General features: G+C 74.4%; 10 protein-coding genes. 4 read left to right on the top strand and 6 right to left on the bottom strand.

From position 1 onward, the window contains the following. Nucleotides 1-208 precede the first annotated feature (208 nt). The 5 genes from asnB to ACH4SL_RS07670 form a co-directional block, all read right to left on the bottom strand. Complete coding sequence (gene asnB / locus ACH4SL_RS07690) at nt 209-2,038, bottom strand: asparagine synthase (glutamine-hydrolyzing) (RefSeq protein ID WP_398442511.1); 1,830 nt, start codon at nt 2,036-2,038, stop codon at nt 209-211. Between the two features lie 196 nt (nt 2,039-2,234). Further along, nucleotides 2,235-3,560, bottom strand: coding sequence for a cytosine permease (locus ACH4SL_RS07685; protein ID WP_398442510.1), 1,326 nt, complete (start codon nt 3,558-3,560; stop codon nt 2,235-2,237). A 32-nt stretch (nt 3,561-3,592) separates the two neighbouring features. Beyond that, nucleotides 3,593-5,089 carry a DUF1116 domain-containing protein gene (locus ACH4SL_RS07680; protein ID WP_398442509.1) on the bottom strand — a complete coding sequence of 499 codons (1,497 nt, stop codon included), beginning with the start codon at nt 5,087-5,089 and terminating at the stop codon, nt 3,593-3,595. Next, nucleotides 5,086-6,636, bottom strand: a complete 1,551-nt coding sequence (fdrA, locus tag ACH4SL_RS07675) for an acyl-CoA synthetase FdrA (protein WP_398442508.1) — start codon at nt 6,634-6,636, stop codon at nt 5,086-5,088. The genes ACH4SL_RS07680 and fdrA overlap by 4 nt, the downstream gene beginning before the upstream one ends. Continuing rightward, nucleotides 6,633-7,553, bottom strand: a complete 921-nt coding sequence (locus tag ACH4SL_RS07670; RefSeq protein ID WP_398442507.1) for a DUF2877 domain-containing protein — start codon at nt 7,551-7,553, stop codon at nt 6,633-6,635. The genes fdrA and ACH4SL_RS07670 overlap by 4 nt, the downstream gene beginning before the upstream one ends. Before the next feature lie 125 nt (nt 7,554-7,678). Between ACH4SL_RS07670 and ACH4SL_RS07665 the strand changes: the two genes are divergently transcribed. Then, a complete protein-coding gene (locus tag ACH4SL_RS07665; RefSeq protein WP_398442506.1) occupies nt 7,679-8,614 on the top strand; it encodes a carbamate kinase in 936 nt (311 codons plus the stop codon). Nucleotides 8,615-8,627: 13 nt separating this feature from the next. On the opposite strand, the gene ACH4SL_RS07660 is transcribed toward ACH4SL_RS07665, so the two are convergent. Next, entirely contained in the window at nt 8,628-9,281 is a 654-nt protein-coding gene (locus ACH4SL_RS07660) for a GntR family transcriptional regulator (protein ID WP_398442505.1), read from the bottom strand. A gap of 187 nt (nt 9,282-9,468) precedes the next feature. Here ACH4SL_RS07660 and ACH4SL_RS07655 point away from each other — a divergent pair, with 187 nt between their 5' ends. The 3 genes from ACH4SL_RS07655 to ACH4SL_RS07645 all read left to right on the top strand — a co-directional run bounded on the left by ACH4SL_RS07655 (nt 9,469) and on the right by ACH4SL_RS07645 (nt 16,114). Beyond that, nucleotides 9,469-10,977: a cryptochrome/photolyase family protein gene (locus tag ACH4SL_RS07655; protein ID WP_398442504.1), complete on the top strand. Its 1,509-nt coding sequence runs from the start codon at nt 9,469-9,471 to the stop codon at nt 10,975-10,977. Nucleotides 10,978-11,070: 93 nt separating this feature from the next. Next, on the top strand, nt 11,071-12,090 hold the full coding sequence (locus ACH4SL_RS07650; protein WP_398442503.1) for a hypothetical protein: 1,020 nt from the start codon (nt 11,071-11,073) through the stop codon (nt 12,088-12,090). Nucleotides 12,091-12,277: 187 nt separating this feature from the next. Beyond that, nucleotides 12,278-16,114 (top strand): S8 family serine peptidase, encoded by a 3,837-nt coding sequence (locus tag ACH4SL_RS07645; protein ID WP_398442502.1) that lies wholly within the window; start codon nt 12,278-12,280, stop codon nt 16,112-16,114. The last annotated feature ends 56 nt before the right edge of the window (nt 16,115-16,170 follow it).

Below are 16,170 nucleotides of genomic sequence, written 5' to 3'. Positions count from 1 at the left end.
AGCACCGGCAGCAGCCGGACAGCGCGGCAACAGACCGCTCGGCGCGGGTAGGAGAGGCATCAACGCTCGTCGGAACGCGATCGTCGTCGCTACGGCAAGCGCCGCTGACCGCTGCCGTCCGGATCACCGGCGAGGAGGCCCGCCGCCTGGAAACCCCCTCCCCCGCGCCACGTCGTCTCCGGCTGCGCCGACGCCTGACGCGCGTGCGTCACGCCGCCTCGACGACCGGGTGGCGCAGGTCGAACCAGGCGGCGAGGTCGAGTGTGCGCTCCAGCGCGGAGCGCTCCTGCTGGGTGATCTCCGCGGGCCCGGCGCTCGCGGCGGCGCGGACCGCGTCGCGGTCGCACAGGGCGAGGCCGGTGTGGTCGGACGCGAGCAGGTCGAGGGCCTGCTGCTGGACGGCCGAGACGTACGCCGGGTCGAAGGTGCCGGGGTAGCCGCTCTTCTTGCGGTCCGCCACCGAGGGCGGCAGCAGGTCGCGGGTCGCGGCGCGCAGCAGGCTCTTCTCCCGGCCGTCGAAGGTCTTCAGCGACCAGGGCGTGTTGAAGACGTACTCCACGAGCCGGTGGTCGCAGAAGGGCACCCGGACCTCCAGGCCGACGGCCATGCTCATCCGGTCCTTGCGGTCGAGCAGGGCCTGGACCATACGGGTCAGATGGAGGTGGCAGACCTCGCGCATCCGCCGCTCCAGGCCCGTCTCGCCGTCGAGCCGCGGCGTCGCGGCGACGGCGGTGCGGTACTGGTCGGCGAGGTAGCCGGGCAGGTCGAGGGCGGCCCGCAGGTCGGGGGCGAGGACGCCCTCGGAGTCGAAGGCGCCGCCGCCCGCGAGCCACGGGAAGGTGTCGGCGTCGCGCCGCTCGTCGTGGAACCACGGGTAGCCGCCGAAGACCTCGTCCGCCGACTCGCCGGACAGCGCCACCGTCGACCGCTCGCGTATCGCGCGGAAGAGCAGGTAGAGGGAGTTGTCGCGGTCCCCGATGCCGACCGGCAGGTCGCGCGCGCCGACCGCGGCCCGGCGGACCTCCGGCGAGGCGAGGTCCGCGCCGCCGAGGACGACGTCCTGGTGGTCGCACCGCACGTGCTCGGCGACGGCGTGCACGTACGGGGTGTCCTGGGTGGGGCTGATGTCGACGGGCCGGAAGTGCCGCTCCTGGTCGGGGAAGTCGACGGCGAAGCTGCGTACGGTCTCGCCGTCCGCGGCGAGCCGGAGCGCGGCCAGCGCGGTCATGGCCGAGGAGTCGAGCCCGCCGGAGAGCAGCGTGCAGCGCGGGACGTCCGCGACGAGCTGGCGGGCGATGACGTCCTCCAGCAGCTCGCGCACCCGGCGTACGGTCGTCTCCCGGTCGTCGGTGTGCTCGGTGGCCTCCAGCTGCCAGTAGGCGCGCTCGCGCACGCCGGCCGCGTCCACCACCGCGAGGTGGCCGGGCCGCAGTTCGCGGATGTCCTTCCACACCGCCCGGCCGGGGGTCTTGGCGAAGGTGAACAGCTCGCGTAAGCCGTCCAGGTCGACGACCGGCCGGCACAGCGGGTTGGCCAGGATCGCCTTGGGCTCGGAGCCGAAGACGACGCCGTCGTCGGTCTCGGCGAAGTAGAAGGGCTTGATGCCCATCCGGTCGCGGATCATGACGAGCCGGTCGGTGCGGGCGTCCCAGACGGCCAGCGCGTACATGCCGTTGAGCCGCTCGGCGACCGCCTCGCCCCATTCGAGGTAGCCGTGCAGGACGACCTCGGTGTCCGAGGCGGTGGTGAAGCGGTGGCCGCGCGAGCGCAGTTCGGCCCGCAGCTCGGTGTAGTTGTAGGCCTCGCCGGAGTAGACCATCGCGACCGGGCCGTCGTCGGTGTCGATGTGCATGGGCTGCGCCCCGCCCGGCAGGTCGATGACCGCGAGCCTGCGGTGGCCGAGCGCGGCGTGCCGGGCCGTCCACGCGCCGCGCGCGTCCGGGCCCCGGCAGGCCATCGTCTCGGTCATCGCGTCCAGGACGTGTCCGTGGGCGGTCAGGTCACGCCGGTAGCCGACCCAGCCGGTGATTCCGCACATGTGCTGCCTCCGTCACGAGGGGATTGGGTGCATTCACCATGCACCCGAGCGTGACGGAGCGGGCACGCTGTGCGGCGAGTGAGATTGTTGTATTTCTCACACGTAAAGACTTGTTATATACATGTTTCCCCGGCGGGGCCGGATCCAGGACATTCCCGCGGATCCCCTTCCCGCCGGGCGGCGGAACGTATACGGCTCAGGTGGCGGCCGACGGCCGCGGCAGCACCCGTTCCAGCACGGCGTAGGCGGCCACCGCGACGACCAGGCCGGTCACCGCGTCGGACAGTTGCGGGGCCCACCAGTGGGCGATCGCGGCCGCGCCCGCGCCGACGGCCCACGCGCCGAAGGCCGTGGGGCGCACGGCCGCGGTGGGCCTGCTGTCCATGGCCCCGCGGCCGCCGCGGGCCAGGAACTGGTCGGCGATGAGGACACCGCCGAGCGGCGGCACGAACACGCTGAGGATGACCAGCCAGTCCAGGAAGTGGTTCCACACCCCCGCGAGCGCGGCGACGGTACCGATCACGCCGAGGACGACCGTCGTCGTGCGCATCCGGCGGCCGGTCAGGTGCGACCAGCCCAGCGCGCCGTTGTAGAGGCAGTGGCTGCACACCGAACCGAGGTTGACGAAGACGAAGACCGCGGCCAGCACGTTCAGGATCCCGGAGTGCTCGCCGGTGAGGATCGGCAGGAAGTCCCCGCCGCCGGTCGCGGGCGCGGCCACCGCGCCCGCCGCGACGACCAGGCCGCCCGTCACCTGGGCGACGACGCTGGCCACCGGGAAGGCGCTGACGGTCGCGAGGACCGCCTGCCGCCCGTTCTTCGACCAGCGGGTGAAGTCCGCCGTCATCGTGCCGGAGTCGGCGAAGGTCGCCATCATCATCGACACCGCGGCCCCGAAGGTGAGGCTCGCGTCGCCGCCCACCCCGTCGTACGAGAGCACGTCGCCCAGGCCCTGGTTGCGGGCGACGATCACCAGGGCGACGCCGCCGGCCAGCAGGAACAGCGGGGCGGCGACCGCGCCCAGCCAGGACAGCGCCCTGATGCCGAGGTAGGTCAGCGCGATGAAGCCGAGCCCGGCGAGGACGGCGACCAGCCGCTCGTGCCAGCCGAACGCCTGGTGCAGCGTCGCGCCGGTGGCGCCGGTGTTGAAGGCGAACCACCCCACCACCACGGTGGCCAGGAACGCCGAGGCGATGACGTAGCCGGCGCGGCCGAAGGTGCGGGTGGCCTGCAGGGAGAAGCTCTCGCCGGTGGATCCGGCGCGGTGGCTGAGGATCCCCACGTACAGCAGCATGACGAGGTTGGCCGCGGCGATGGCCGCGAGCCCGCGCCAGAAGCCCAGCATGGCGACGACCACGCCGCCGGGCACCGCGTTGGTGAGGATCATCGGGAAGCCGAACCAGACGGCCGAGACCGTCCAGAGCGACTTGCGGCTGTCCGCGGGGACGGGGCTGTGCTCGAACTCGGCGTCCAGCTCCCGGGCCGCGGGGGCCGGGGCCGCCGCGGCGTCGTGCGTGTTCATGGCATGTGGGCTTCCGGTCGGGCTCTCGTGCATCAGGAGAGGGCGTCGGCGGGGGATGCTGCGGAATCTGCGGCGGCGGCCGTGCCGGTGAAGAGGCCGGCCAGCGCGGTGGCCGCCGTGGTGAAGGCCTCGGCCGGCGGGTGCGTGATGCCCGCGCCGATCATGCCGATACCGGCCTCCTTGTGCGCGATGGCCGTGTTGATGACCGGCAGGATGCCCGTGTCGAGGACCTTGCGGACGTCGATGCCGGTGGGCAGGCCCTGGAAGTCCAGCGCGGGGATGGTGACGTTGGGGTTCTGCGCGGTGGTGATCTCGCCCATGTCCCGCGTGTAGCCCATGGCCTCCTGGACGGTGCCGCCGACCAGGGCGACGATCGCGGGGGCGGCGGACATCGCGAAGCCGCCGAAGCCGTACGTCTCGGTGATCGCGCTGTCGCCGATGTCCAGGCCGGAGTCCTCCGGCTTGTAGCCGGCGAACATCGGGCCGACGACCCGCTGCGCCGGGCCGGTGAACCAGCGGCCCGGCAGCCCGCTGACGCGGATGCCGAACTCGACGCCGTTGCGCGCCATGGTGGTGACGATCGTGGAGTCCGCGATGCCGTGCGCGGCGTCGAGCGCGGCCTTGGCCATCGCCATCCACGTGGGCCCGGAGAAGTAGTCCGAGCTGGCGATGAAGTCGAAGACCTCCTTCTTCTGCTCGGTGGTGAAGGACGTCCGGATCAGCGAGGAGCTGAGCGCCTGCGCCAGCAGCAGGGTGCCCGCGTTGTTGCGGTTGTGGCACTCGTCGCCCATGTGGACGGCCTGCGAGAGCATCAGGCGCAGGTCGATCGGCCCGCCGATCTCCACGGCCTCCTTGAGCATCGGCCCCAGGACGTCCCGCATCCAGTTCAGCCGGTCGATGACGCTGCGGTCGTTGGCGCCCATCCGCAGGATCTTGGCCATCTGCTCGGACAGGTTGGTGTACGCGGTGTTGCCGTGCGTCTCGTTGCGCACGACGTGCATGTACATCGACGCCGAGGTGACACCGGCCATCGAGCCGACGCAGTCGTGCTCGTGGCACGGCGCGAAGGTGATCGCACCGGAGGCGGCCAGCTCCGCGGCGGCGTCCAGGTCCGCGGCCAGGCCCTCGAAGACGAGGGCGCCGGTGACCGCGCCCTTCATGGCGCCGGCCATCCGCTCCCAGGTGATGGGCGGGCCGGAGTGCAGGATCGTGGTGGGCGTCATGCCCGGCACGACGTCGAGGGCGCGGCCGAAGCCGACGAGCATCGGGCGGGCGGCGGTGATCCGGGCGACAGCCTCCTCGTTGGCCGCGGCGATACGGGCGGCGACCTCCGGCGCGTCGAGGACGTCGAGGGCGCGGGCGGCCTCCGGGCTGCCGCCGCCGGGCGGGGTCCAGTCGACGGTCGTGACCCGCGCGCCCTGGGCCGCGATGTCCCGTTCGAACATGGCCAGGCCGACGTTGACGACGACGGGCTCGGCGGCGAACAGCGCGGCGGCGGGGGTGGTCTGCGGTGCGGTGGTGTCGGTCATGCCTGCTGGGCCTTCCGTGCGATCTCGCGGGCGAAGCGGCCCGTCTCGGTGCTGCTGGTGGTGACGGTGACGCCGGCTGCCCTGAGCGCCTCGGTCTGGGCGGCGACCGACGGGGTGTCCAGGTCGGTGCCGAGGACGTAGCCGACGATCTCCAGGTGGCGGCCGGCCGCGCGGGCGACGTCCTGGGCCCGGATGATGGCGGGCAGCGTGCTGCCGACCGGGTCCTCGTGCGCGCCGAAGCCGAGCACGAAGTCCATGACGACGGCCGCGACCTCGGGGTCGGCGGCCTCCGCGACAAGGCGCTCCAGGCGCACGGAGGGGTCGATCATGGGGTGCGGGCGGCCGTTGGTGAAGTCGTCGTCCCCGAAGTCGAGGAAGGTGTGGCCGGTGCTGGGCGCGGTGGCGGCCAGCCGGCGGGCCGGGTCCTTCTGGATGTTGCTCCAGACGTCGAAGCCCGCGTCGCGCACCGCGTACATCGTCTCGTCGCAGAGGGTGCCGCCGCAGAACAGGCCGCGGACGTACCGCTGGCCCGGGGCGAGCCGGGCGGCGACCGCGTCCGCGGCGGCCGTGACGTCCAGCTCCTCGGTGGCCGCGGGCTCGATACCGGCCAGCCGCACCGCCTGGCGGGCGGCGTCCTGGCTGTCGGCGGCGAAGTGCCCGCCGGCCGCCGCGACCGCCTCCCGCGAACCGCCGATGAAGTAGACGACGACGGGCTTGCCCGCGGCGGCGACCTCGGCCAGCACCTTCTTCTCGACCGAGGGGGCCGGGGGCTTGGAGACCAGGACGACGACGTCGGTGGCCGGGTCCGCGGCGAGCGCGCGGATGCCGTCGATCATCATGATGCCGCCGACCTCCTCGCTGAGGTCGCGGCCACCGGTGCCGATCAGCTGGGATATGCCGCCGCCGAGGGCGTGCACCCGGACGCCGACCTCCTGCGAGCCGGTGCCGGAGGCGGCGACCACGCCGATCCGGCCGGGGCGCACCTTGTTGCCGAAGCACAGCGCGACGTTGCCGATGACGGCGGTGCCGCAGTCCGGGCCCATCATGAGCAGGCCGCGGTCGTGCGCGAGGTGCTTGAGGGCGACCTCGTCCGCGACGGACACGTTGTCGCTGAAGAGCATCACGTGCAGGCCGCTCAGCAGCGCCTTGCGCGCCTCGCGCGCGGCGTAGGCGCCGTTGACCGCGATCACCGCGAGGTTGGCGCCCGGGGTCGCCGCCGCGGCGGCGGGCAGGGTGCGGTACGCGACGGCGCCGGGGGCCGCGGAGGCGGGGGCCTTGCGCTGGAGCAGCTCCCCGACCTGGTCGAGCAGGGCGTCGGTGTCGGCGTCCTCCGCGGTGACCAGGACGATCATCAGATCGCCGTTGCCCGCGTCCCGCAGCTCGTCGGTCAGCAGGCCGAGGTTCTCCAGGACCTGCTTGTTCATCTCGGTGCCCATGGCGGTGAACGCCTGGTCGACGCCGTCCAGGCCGTTGGCCTTGGTGGAGACGGACATCAGGGACACGGAGTCGAAGTAGGTGTTCTTCCGTACGACTGCTGTGGTGCTCACAGCGGACCTCGCAGTTCTTCTTCCAGATGGAGTCCGGCCGCCAGGCCGGACAGGGTGTCGCTGCCCGAGGTGTGGCCGATGGCCAGCACCGCGCGGACCGGAGCGTGCAGGTCGAGCGGGTCGGCCGCACGCTCCAGCAGCCGCAGCAGGTCCAGGAGTTCGGCGCGGGCCCGGCCGTCGGCGGCCTCGCGCAGCGTCGCGAGGGCGACGTCCGTGGTGCGCTCCGGGTGGGTGTCCACCGCGTCGCGCACGACGGGGACGAGCCCGGCCAGCGCGCTGCCCGGGAGGGCGGCGACGAGCACCAGCCCGGTCAGGAAGTCGTCGCCGGCCGGGGTCAGCCCGGGGCCGAGGCCCAGCAGGGCGAGCACCCCGCGGCGCGTCGCCGCGCTGTCGCGGGCCAGGATCCCGGCGGTCAGCGCCGCCCGTCCCGCGTGCAGGGCCCGTACGACGGCGGCCGCCATCGGGCCCGCGCCCGGGGCCGCGGCGAGCATGCCGCCGCGGGGGCCGTGGGCGTGGTTGAGGCGGTCCAGCTCCGCGGCCGCGGCGGCGCGGGCGCCCGGCGGCAGACCGGCGAGCGACGGCCGGATGGTATACCAACACCGCGCACCCTCGGCGGTGAGACGCAGCGGGCGGCCCGGCACGCCGAGCGTGACGCCGCCGGGCGCGAAGGCGACCGGCTGCCCGGCGGCGATTCCCCGCCCCGCCCAGTCGGCGACGTCGGCGGTGAGCGTCCGCGGGGCGTCGCCCGAGCCCCGCACCGCCAGTGCGATCAGCACGTCCTGCGGGCTCAGGACGTTGACGACGCGCGCGAAGACGGAGTGGACGCGGCCGGTGCCGCCCCCGGTGCGCAGCCACCGGAGCAGCACCGCGTCACCGGACTCCACCCGTACCGCGGTCGTCGCGCCGTGGTCCGCCATCGCACCTCCTCTGCCGCTGCCCCGGCCGGCCGCGCCCGCGCACCCGCGCAGGCTCCCGGCACCTCGTCCATATTGGTATACCATTCTGATCCGATAAGCGAACACACGTAAGGCAGGGACACCACATGCGCATCGTCGTCGCCCTCGGAGGCAATGCACTGGCCAGGCGCGGGGAGCCGATGACGGCCGGGCACCTGCGCGCCAACGTGCGCGGGGCCTGCCAGGCGCTCGCGGGCCTCGCGCGCGAGCACGAGGTGGTCATCACCCACGGCAACGGGCCCCAGGTCGGCCTGCTGGCGCTGCAGAACCTCGCCTACCAGGACGTGGCCGCCTACCCGCTGGACATCCTCGGCGCGGAGACCCAGGGCATGATCGGCTACGTCATCCAGCAGGAGCTGTCCAACGCCCTGGACGGCGAGCGGGACGTCGCCGCGATCGTCACCACCACGGAGGTCGACGAGGCGGACCCCGCGTTCGAGCGCCCCACCAAGCTGATCGGCCCGCAGTACTCGGCCCAGGACGCCGCCGAGGCCGCCGCCGAATACCGGTGGACCATCGCCCGCGACGGGGCGGCCTTCCGCCGCGTCGTCCCCTCCCCGAACCCGGTGCGCATCATGCAGGCGCCGCTGGTGAGCCGGCTGCTCGACAGCGGCATCCTCGTGGTGTGCGTGGGCGGCGGCGGTGTCCCGGTGCGCACCGACTCGCGCGGCCGCCAGGTCGGCATGCAGGCCGTGGTCGACAAGGACCTCGCGAGCGCGGCGCTGGCCGCCGACCTCAAGGCGGACATGCTGATCATGCTCACCGACGGCGATTTCGTCAGCGAGAACTGGGGCACCCCGGAGCAGCGCGACATCCTCACCGCCTCCCCCGAGGGCCTGGCGCGGCTCGCCTTCGCCGAGGGCTCGATGCAGCCCAAGGTCGACGCGGCGGTGCGGGTCGCCAAGGCGGGCGGGCGCGCGCTCATCGGCCCGCTGGAGCGCCTGGACGACCTGCTGGCGCGCGAGGTCGGCACCGAGATCCGCCCGGACCTGCCGGAGGGCATCGTCTACACCGGCGCGTGATCCCGGGCGGGGGCTACTCCGCGGTGGTCACGGCGCGGCGGGCGGCGGCCCGCTCGCCGCTGGACTCCAGGTGGCGCGCGGCCAGTTCCTCGACGCCGGGTACGTCGCGCGCCTCGATCGCCCGGTAGAGGGCCTCGTGCTCGTCCGCGACGGCCACGAAGTCGTCGTGCTGCCCGAGCAGCCAGCGCAGCCGGCTGCGCAGGGTGAGGTCCAGCTCGCTCAGCAGCGCGTTGTCGGCCAGCTCGGTGACCGTCTCGTGGAAGCCGGCGGCGGCCCGCCGGGCCGCGGCGCCGTCGCCCCGGGCGGCGGCGGCCACCTCCTCGTCCAGCCGGGCGCGCAGCTTCGCCAGCCCCGCCCGGGTACGGCGCTGCGCGGCCAGCCGGAAGCCCAGCGTCTCCAGCGCGGACCGCACCTCGTTGAGGTCCGCGACATCGGTGGGGCTGAACTCCCGCACCACCGCCCACGTCCGCGGCCGCGGTGTCACCAGCCCCTCGCCGACCAGCCCGCGCAGGGCGTCCCGCACCGGCAGCCGGCTCACCCCCAGCTCGGCGGCGATCTCCCGCTCCACCAGCCGGCTCCCCGGCGCCCGGGTGCCGTCGGTGATCTGGTCGCGCAGGACGCGCATGACCCGCTCCGACTCGGGGGTGAATTCCTCAGCGCCTGTCATGCCCTCATTTTCGCACCGGCCTCCGCCCGGCCCGCCCCGGCGCCGCCGCGACATGGCGTCAGGGCCGTCGGAGTGAGCTTGCGCGCGCGGCCCCCCGGCGTCCCCGATCATGCTGCGAGCGGCATGCGTACGGGCGGATCGCGTACGGGCGGCCGCGCCGGCAGGGCACGGGAACGGAGACGTGGACATGGCTGATCCGCACTGGCTGTTCGGCGACCAGCTCGGCCCCGGCTTCCTGCGCCCGGACGCGCGCGGCGGCGGCCCCGGCCGGGACAGCCTCGTCGTGATGGTCGAGGCCCGCTCAGTCTTCCGGCGGCGGCGCTTCCACCGGGCCAAGGCGCATCTGGTGCTGTCGGCCATGCGGCACCGCGCCGCCGAACTCGGCGACCGCGTCCGCTACGTCCGGGCCGACACCTACCGGGAGGGGCTGCGCGAGGCGGTGCCCACCGGACCGGTCACGGTGCACCACCCCACCTCCCGCGCCGCGCTGGCCCTGGTGAACCGCCTGGAGCAGGTCCGCGTCCTGCCCGCCCGCGGCTTCCTCGTCCCGCACGACGCCTTCGCGTCCTGGGCGGACGGGCGCGAGGGGCACCGGCTGCGGCAGGAGGACTTCTACCACTGGGTCAGGCGTACGCACGGCCTGCTGATGGACGGGGAGGAGCCGGCCGGCGGGCGGTGGAACCTGGACCGGGACAACCGCGAGCCGCCGCCCGCCGCCGCCTCCCTCGGCGCGCCCGCGCCCTACCGCCCGCGCGAGGACGACATCGACGCCGAGGTCAGGCACGACCTGGACCGCTGGGAGCGCGCCGGTGAGGTGAGCTTCGTCGGGCGCGACGGGCCGCGGATCTTCCCCGCCACCCGCCGCGAGGCCCTGGCGGCGCTGCGCCGCTTCACCGGCACCCGGCTGGCCGGCTTCGGCCCGTACGAGGACGCGATGCTCGCCGGGGACCCGGTCATGAGCCACAGCCTGCTGTCGTCCTCGCTCAACCTCGGGCTGCTCGACCCGGCCGAGTGCGTGGAGCGCGCGGAGGCGGCCTGGCGGGCGGGCGAGGCCCCGCTGAACAGCGTCGAGGGCTTCGTACGGCAGGTCGCCGGATGGCGCGAGTACGTCTGGCAGCTCTACTGGCACTTCGGCGAGGACTACCGGCGGCGCAACGCCCTCGGGCACCGCGCCCCGCTGCCGGAGTGGTTCACGGAGCTGGACGCCGACGCGGTCACGGCGCGGTGCCTGTCCACCGTGCTGGGGCAGGTCCGCGACACCGGGTGGACGCACCACATCCCGCGCCTGATGGTGCTGGGCAGCCACGCCCTCCAGCAGGGGTGGGAGCCCGCCGCGCTGACCGACTGGTTCCACCGCTGCTTCGTCGACGGCTACGACTGGGTGATGCTGCCCAACGTCGTCGGCATGTCGCAGTACGCCGACGGCGGGCGCATGACGACCAAGCCGTACACCTCCGGCGGCGCCTACATCGACAGGATGAGCGACCTGTGCGGGCCTTGCGCCTACCGCCCCGGGGAGCGCAGCGGCGAGCGGGCGTGCCCGTTCACGCGCGGCTACTGGTCCTTCCAGCACCGCCACCGCGCCCTGCTCGCGGCGAACCCGCGCACGGCCCGTGCCGTCTCCGGCCTGGACCGCCTTGCCGACCTCGACGCGCTGCTGCGCGAGGAGCGGGAGCGCGGGAACCGGCCGCCGTGACCCCCACCCGCCGGGCGGACGGCGGGTGTTGACAGCGGTTGTACGGGACATGAAGATTCCGGCACGGATTATTCCAGCTCCGGGGGGGTGCTGATGCTGGCTCCGCTCGGGATCCCGCCGGAGCAGGAGCGGTTGTACGTGCTGCTGGTCGGCCGCCCCGGCAGCTCCGCCGCGGAGCTGGCCGAGCGGGCCGGGATCGGCGTCGGGGAGGCGGTGGCCCGGCTCGACGAGATGGCGGCCGGCGGGCTCGTCGTCGGCGAGGAGCCGCCGCCCTTCGGCGACGCGGGCCCGCGGGAGACGGGTGCGCGCACCTACCGGGCGGCGTCGCCCTCGGTCGCGCTCGCCCCGCTGCTGGTACGCCGCCGCACCTCGCTGGACGAGGCGGGCGCGGCGGTCGCGGCGCTCGGGGAGCAGTTCCGCAGCGCCTCGTCCCGCGCGGCGGGCGGGGTGGTGGAGGTGGTGTCGGGGCCGGTCCCGATCCGCCACCGGCTCGGCCAGCTGATCGGCGGGGCCCGCCGCGAGGTGCTGATCTTCCTCGCGGAGTCGGTCATCGCGGTGGAGCGCGACAGCGTCTACCCGATGGAGCGCGACGCCCTGCTGCGCGGGGTGGACTTCCGCGCGATGATCACCCGCAGCCATCTGGAGGTCCCCGGCATGTGGGACGACGTGCGGGAGGTCGTGGGCCTCGGCATGAAGATGCGGGTGACGCCGGAGATCCCGATGCGGCTGATCATCTCCGACCGCGCCAACGCCATGGTGCCGCTGTCGCTCGGCGAGGAGCCCGGCCACGCCGACACGGTCGTCGTGCACGGTACGGGCCTGGTGGCGGCGCTGGTGCTGCTCTTCGAGGAGCACTGGCGGCGCGCCCGGCCGCTGCCGGTGCCCGGCGAACCGCCCGGCCCCGGGCCCGCGGGCCCGCAGCCGGGCGACCTCGACCGGCAGATCCTCGCGCTGCTCGCCCTCGACGTCGCCGACCGGACCATCGCCGCGCAGCTCGACCTGTCGCTGCGGACCGTCGAGCGCAAGATCCGCGCCCTGATGGACCTGGCCTCGGTCGGCTCGCGCTTCCAACTCGGCGCCGAGGCCGTCGCCCGCGGCTGGCTGGCCCGCTGACCGGCGGCCCCGGGCGTATCCGCCCTTACCGCCGCCCATCCGGCGGCCTGACGCACCGTCAGTGACGGCAGGCTTCCGTCATGGCGGTGAACCGTCACGCCGAAGTGTTCAGCCCGCATCGCCGCGCCCGAAGAATGTGCTGCGTTCCCGTGTTCCCGCGTTCCACGCACCGTATGGAGGGCACCACGTGAGATCCCCGACCCGGCGCGGGCGGCTGCTGACCGCCGTCGGCGCCGTCCTGGCGGCGATAGCGGCGACCCCGTCGATCGCGCAGGCCGCACCGTCCCGGACCGCCCCGCCGCCCGGCCCCCCGGCCGCCGCCCCGGCCGCCACCGCGAGCACCGTCACCCTGGTGACCGGCGACCGGGTGACCGTGACCACGCTGGCCGACGGGCGCGCCGCGGCGGCCGTCACCCGCCCGGCGAACCTGACCGGCGGCGTGCAGACCAGGACCGTCGGCAAGGACCTGTACGTCTACCCGTCGGAAGTCCTCCCCTACGTGGCGGCCGGCGTCCTGGACCAGCGGCTGTTCGACGTCACCGCCCTGATCGCCGACGGCTACGACGACGCCCGCGCCCCGTCCCTGCCGCTGATCGTGCAGTACGGCGACACGGCCGCGCGCACCGCCCCCGCCGTGCCGCGCGGCCTGTCCACCCGGCTCGACCTGCCCGCCGTGCACGGCAGGGCGATGAGCCAGAGCCGGTCGGGCGCGGCCGCCTTCTGGCAGGCCGTCACCCCGCCCGCGGCGCTGACCCGCGCGAAGAGCCGCGCCGCGCAGCGGCAGGCCGCGGACGGCGGCGCCGCGGACGCGAAGGCCCGGTCCGCGGACGGCGCCGCCGTCTTCGGCGCGAACATCAGCCACATCTGGCTGGACGGCAAGGTCAAGGCGTCGCTGGCCGACAGCACCGCGCAGATCGGCGCCCCCGGCGTGTGGCAGGCCGGTGACGACGGCAAGGGCGTGGACGTCGCCGTCCTCGACAGCGGCATCGACGCCGAACACCCGGACCTGGCGGGCCAGGTCGCCGCCTCGCAGAGCTTCGTCCCCGGCCAGGACACCACCGACCGCCTCGGCCACGGCACCCACACCGCGTCCACGATCGCGGGCACCGGCGCGGCCTCGGACGGCAAGGAGAAGGGCGTCGCCCCCGGCTCGCGGCTGCTGGTCGGCAAGGTGCTGGGCGACGACGGCTTCGGCGACGAGTCCTGGATCATCGCCGGGATGCAGTGGGCGGCGCAGACCCGGCACGCCCGCGTCATCAGCATGAGCCTGGGCTCCACGGAGGTCAGCGACGGCACCGACCCGATGAGCCAGGCCGTGAACGACCTCAGCGACTCCACCGGCGCGCTGTTCGTCATCGCCGCGGGCAACACCGGCGCGGGCGGCATCGGTTCGCCCGGCGCCGCGACCTCCGCGCTGACCGTCGGCGCGGTCGACTCCGCCGACCAGCTCGCGTACTTCTCCAGCTGGGGCCCGCGCTCCGGGGACGGCGGGCTGAAGCCGGAGATCACCGCGCCCGGCGTGGACATCCTCGCCGCCCGGTCGCAGTTCTCCGCCGAGGGCTCCGGCCCGTACATCACGATGAGCGGGACGTCGATGGCGACCCCGCACGTCGCGGGCGCCGCCGCGCTGGTCGCCGAGCAGCACCCGGACTGGACCGGGCAGCAGATCAAGGACGCCCTGGTCAGCACCGCGCACGAGACCCCGGACATCCCCGTCACCCAGGGCGGCAGCGGGCGGCTCGACGCGAAGGCGGCGGCGCTCGGCGGCGTGCGCGCCACGGCGACCGCCTGGGCCGGGTTCTACCCGTGGCCGCACACCGCGGACGCCCCGGCGACCAGGACCGTCACGTACTCCAACACCGGTACGGCCGCTGTCACCCTCGCCCTGAAGGCGACCGCGACCGGCCCCGACGGCGCCGACGCGTCGGCCGCCTTCACGCTCTCCGCGCCGTCGGTCACCGTCCCGGCGGGCGGCAGCGCCTCGGTCGACGTCACCGCCGACCCGGCCGAGGCGCCGTACGGGGTGAGCGACGGGCAGCTGGAGGCCTCGGCCGCGGACGGCTCGGTGGTCGCGCACACCCTGATCGGCATCGACCGCGAGGAGGAGCGCTACAACCTGACGATCACCACGGCCGACCGGTCCGGCGCGCCCGTCGCGGGCTACGCGGTGGTCTACCGCACCGGCGAGACGACGCCCTACCAGGTGGAGGTCCCCGACAGCGGCAAGCTGGTGATGCGGCTGCCCAAGGGCGAGTACTCGGTGCTGATGTACGCCGACCTGCCCGGCGCGGCCGGGCCCGACGACCTCGGCCTCGGCGTGCTGTCGGTGCCCCAGCTCCAGCTGGACGGCGACCGGACGGCCGCGCTGGACGCCCGCAAGGCGCACCGCGTCTCCGCGGTCACCCCGCAGCGGTCGGAGGACCGGCTGACGCGGGTGGAGTGGAACAGGGTGGCCGGGGGCTTCGCCCTCAACGAGAACTACCTGCTGCCCGTCGCGTACACCAGCGTGTGGGCGCAGTCCACGACGAAGGTGACCAGCGGCAGCTTCAATTTCGACACCCGCTGGCGCAAGGCTGCCCCGCTGCTGACCGCCACCGCCAAGGGCGCGCACGGCAAGGCCCCGGACCTGTCGGGTCTGCTGGTGCAGGCCGGGTCCACCCTGCTGCCGGCCGGCCGCAGCAAGCTCCCCGTCGTCTACGCCGGGCTCGGCGCCACCGCGGACTACGCGGGTCTGAAGGCCAAGGGCAAGGCCGTGGTCGTCCGCTACGACCGGCAGGCCGACCCGGCCGACCAGGCGGCCGCCGACACCGCGCAGGCCGCGGCCGCGGCCGCCGCGGGCGCCAGGCTGCTGCTGGTCGTGGGCGACACCCCGGGAAGGCTGTCGGCCTGGTACGGCGCGGACGACTACACCTCGTCCGCACCGATCGAGACGGCCTCGCTGCAGCCTGCGCAGGGCGCCGCGCTCGTCGCCGCCGCCGCCCGCCCCGGGCTGACCCTGGACGTGACCTCGACGCCCACCTCGCCGTACCTCTACGACCTGGTGGAGCGGCACGACGGGGCCGTCCCGGCGGCCGATCTGACCTACGCGCCGAAGCAGCGCGACCTGGCCAGAATCGACTCGCGCTTCGCGGGCGAGGCCGCCGACGCCGGTGACAACGGCCGCTACGACATGCAGGACTTCGACAGCTTCGGCGTCGGCTTCCAGACCGCCCAGGCGCTCGGCACGGCCCGTACCGACTGGGTCACCCCCGGTGGCGACCGCTTCGGCTGGTACGAGGAGTCCGACAACCCGGTGGTCCAGGAGCGCTCCCTGATCACCCACCCGGCGAAGGGCTCGACCACGCGCAGCGACTGGTTCCTGCCCGTCTACCACCCCCGGATGAACGACAGCCAGTCGCTGCCGAACCGGCAGGGCGACTTCTTCGTCCTGAACGTCCCCGGCTGGGGCGACTCCGGCTCCGGCCACAACGGCTTCGACCTCAACCTGTGGGGCGAGGAGGACAACCTCCACGAGACCGTCACCCTCTACCAGGGCGACAAGGACCTCGGGTCCACCGTCTACCAGCAGCTCGCCGCCGACGCGCCGAGCAGCGACCCGCTGCCCTACCGGCTGGTCGCCGAGACCAGCCAGGACGGCATCCTGCCCAGCTCGCCGAGCACCCGCACCGAATGGGGCTTCACCTCGGGCAGCGGCTATGTGAACCTGCCGCTGCTGCAGCTGGACTACGGCGTCCCCACCGACCTCGCGGGCCGGGCCCACCGCACCGCCCCGCTGACCCTGACCGCCTCCCACCTGCCCGGCGTCACCGGCGCCGGCACGATCACCGCGGCCACCCTCCAGGTCTCCTACGACGACGGCGCCACCTGGACCGGCCTCCACCTCTCCCACGGGCACGGCGCCACCTGGACCACCACGGTCAAGGCCCCGCACTCCGCCGCCCGCGTCTCGCTGCGGGCCACCGCCAAGGACGACGCGGGCAACACCGTCAGCCAGACCGTGCTCGGGGCGTACGCACTGAAGTAGGCGTATCCGGACACGCCGAAGGGCGGCGGGGCCGGAATGGCCCCGCCGCCCTTTCG

Source organism: Streptomyces sp. NPDC021020 (assembly GCF_044333285.1).
In the GTDB taxonomy this organism is placed as follows: Bacteria; Actinomycetota; Actinomycetes; order Streptomycetales; family Streptomycetaceae; genus Actinacidiphila.
The sequence above is the reverse complement of the archived record's forward strand: the minus strand, read 5'-3'. Positions and strand labels throughout refer to the sequence as shown.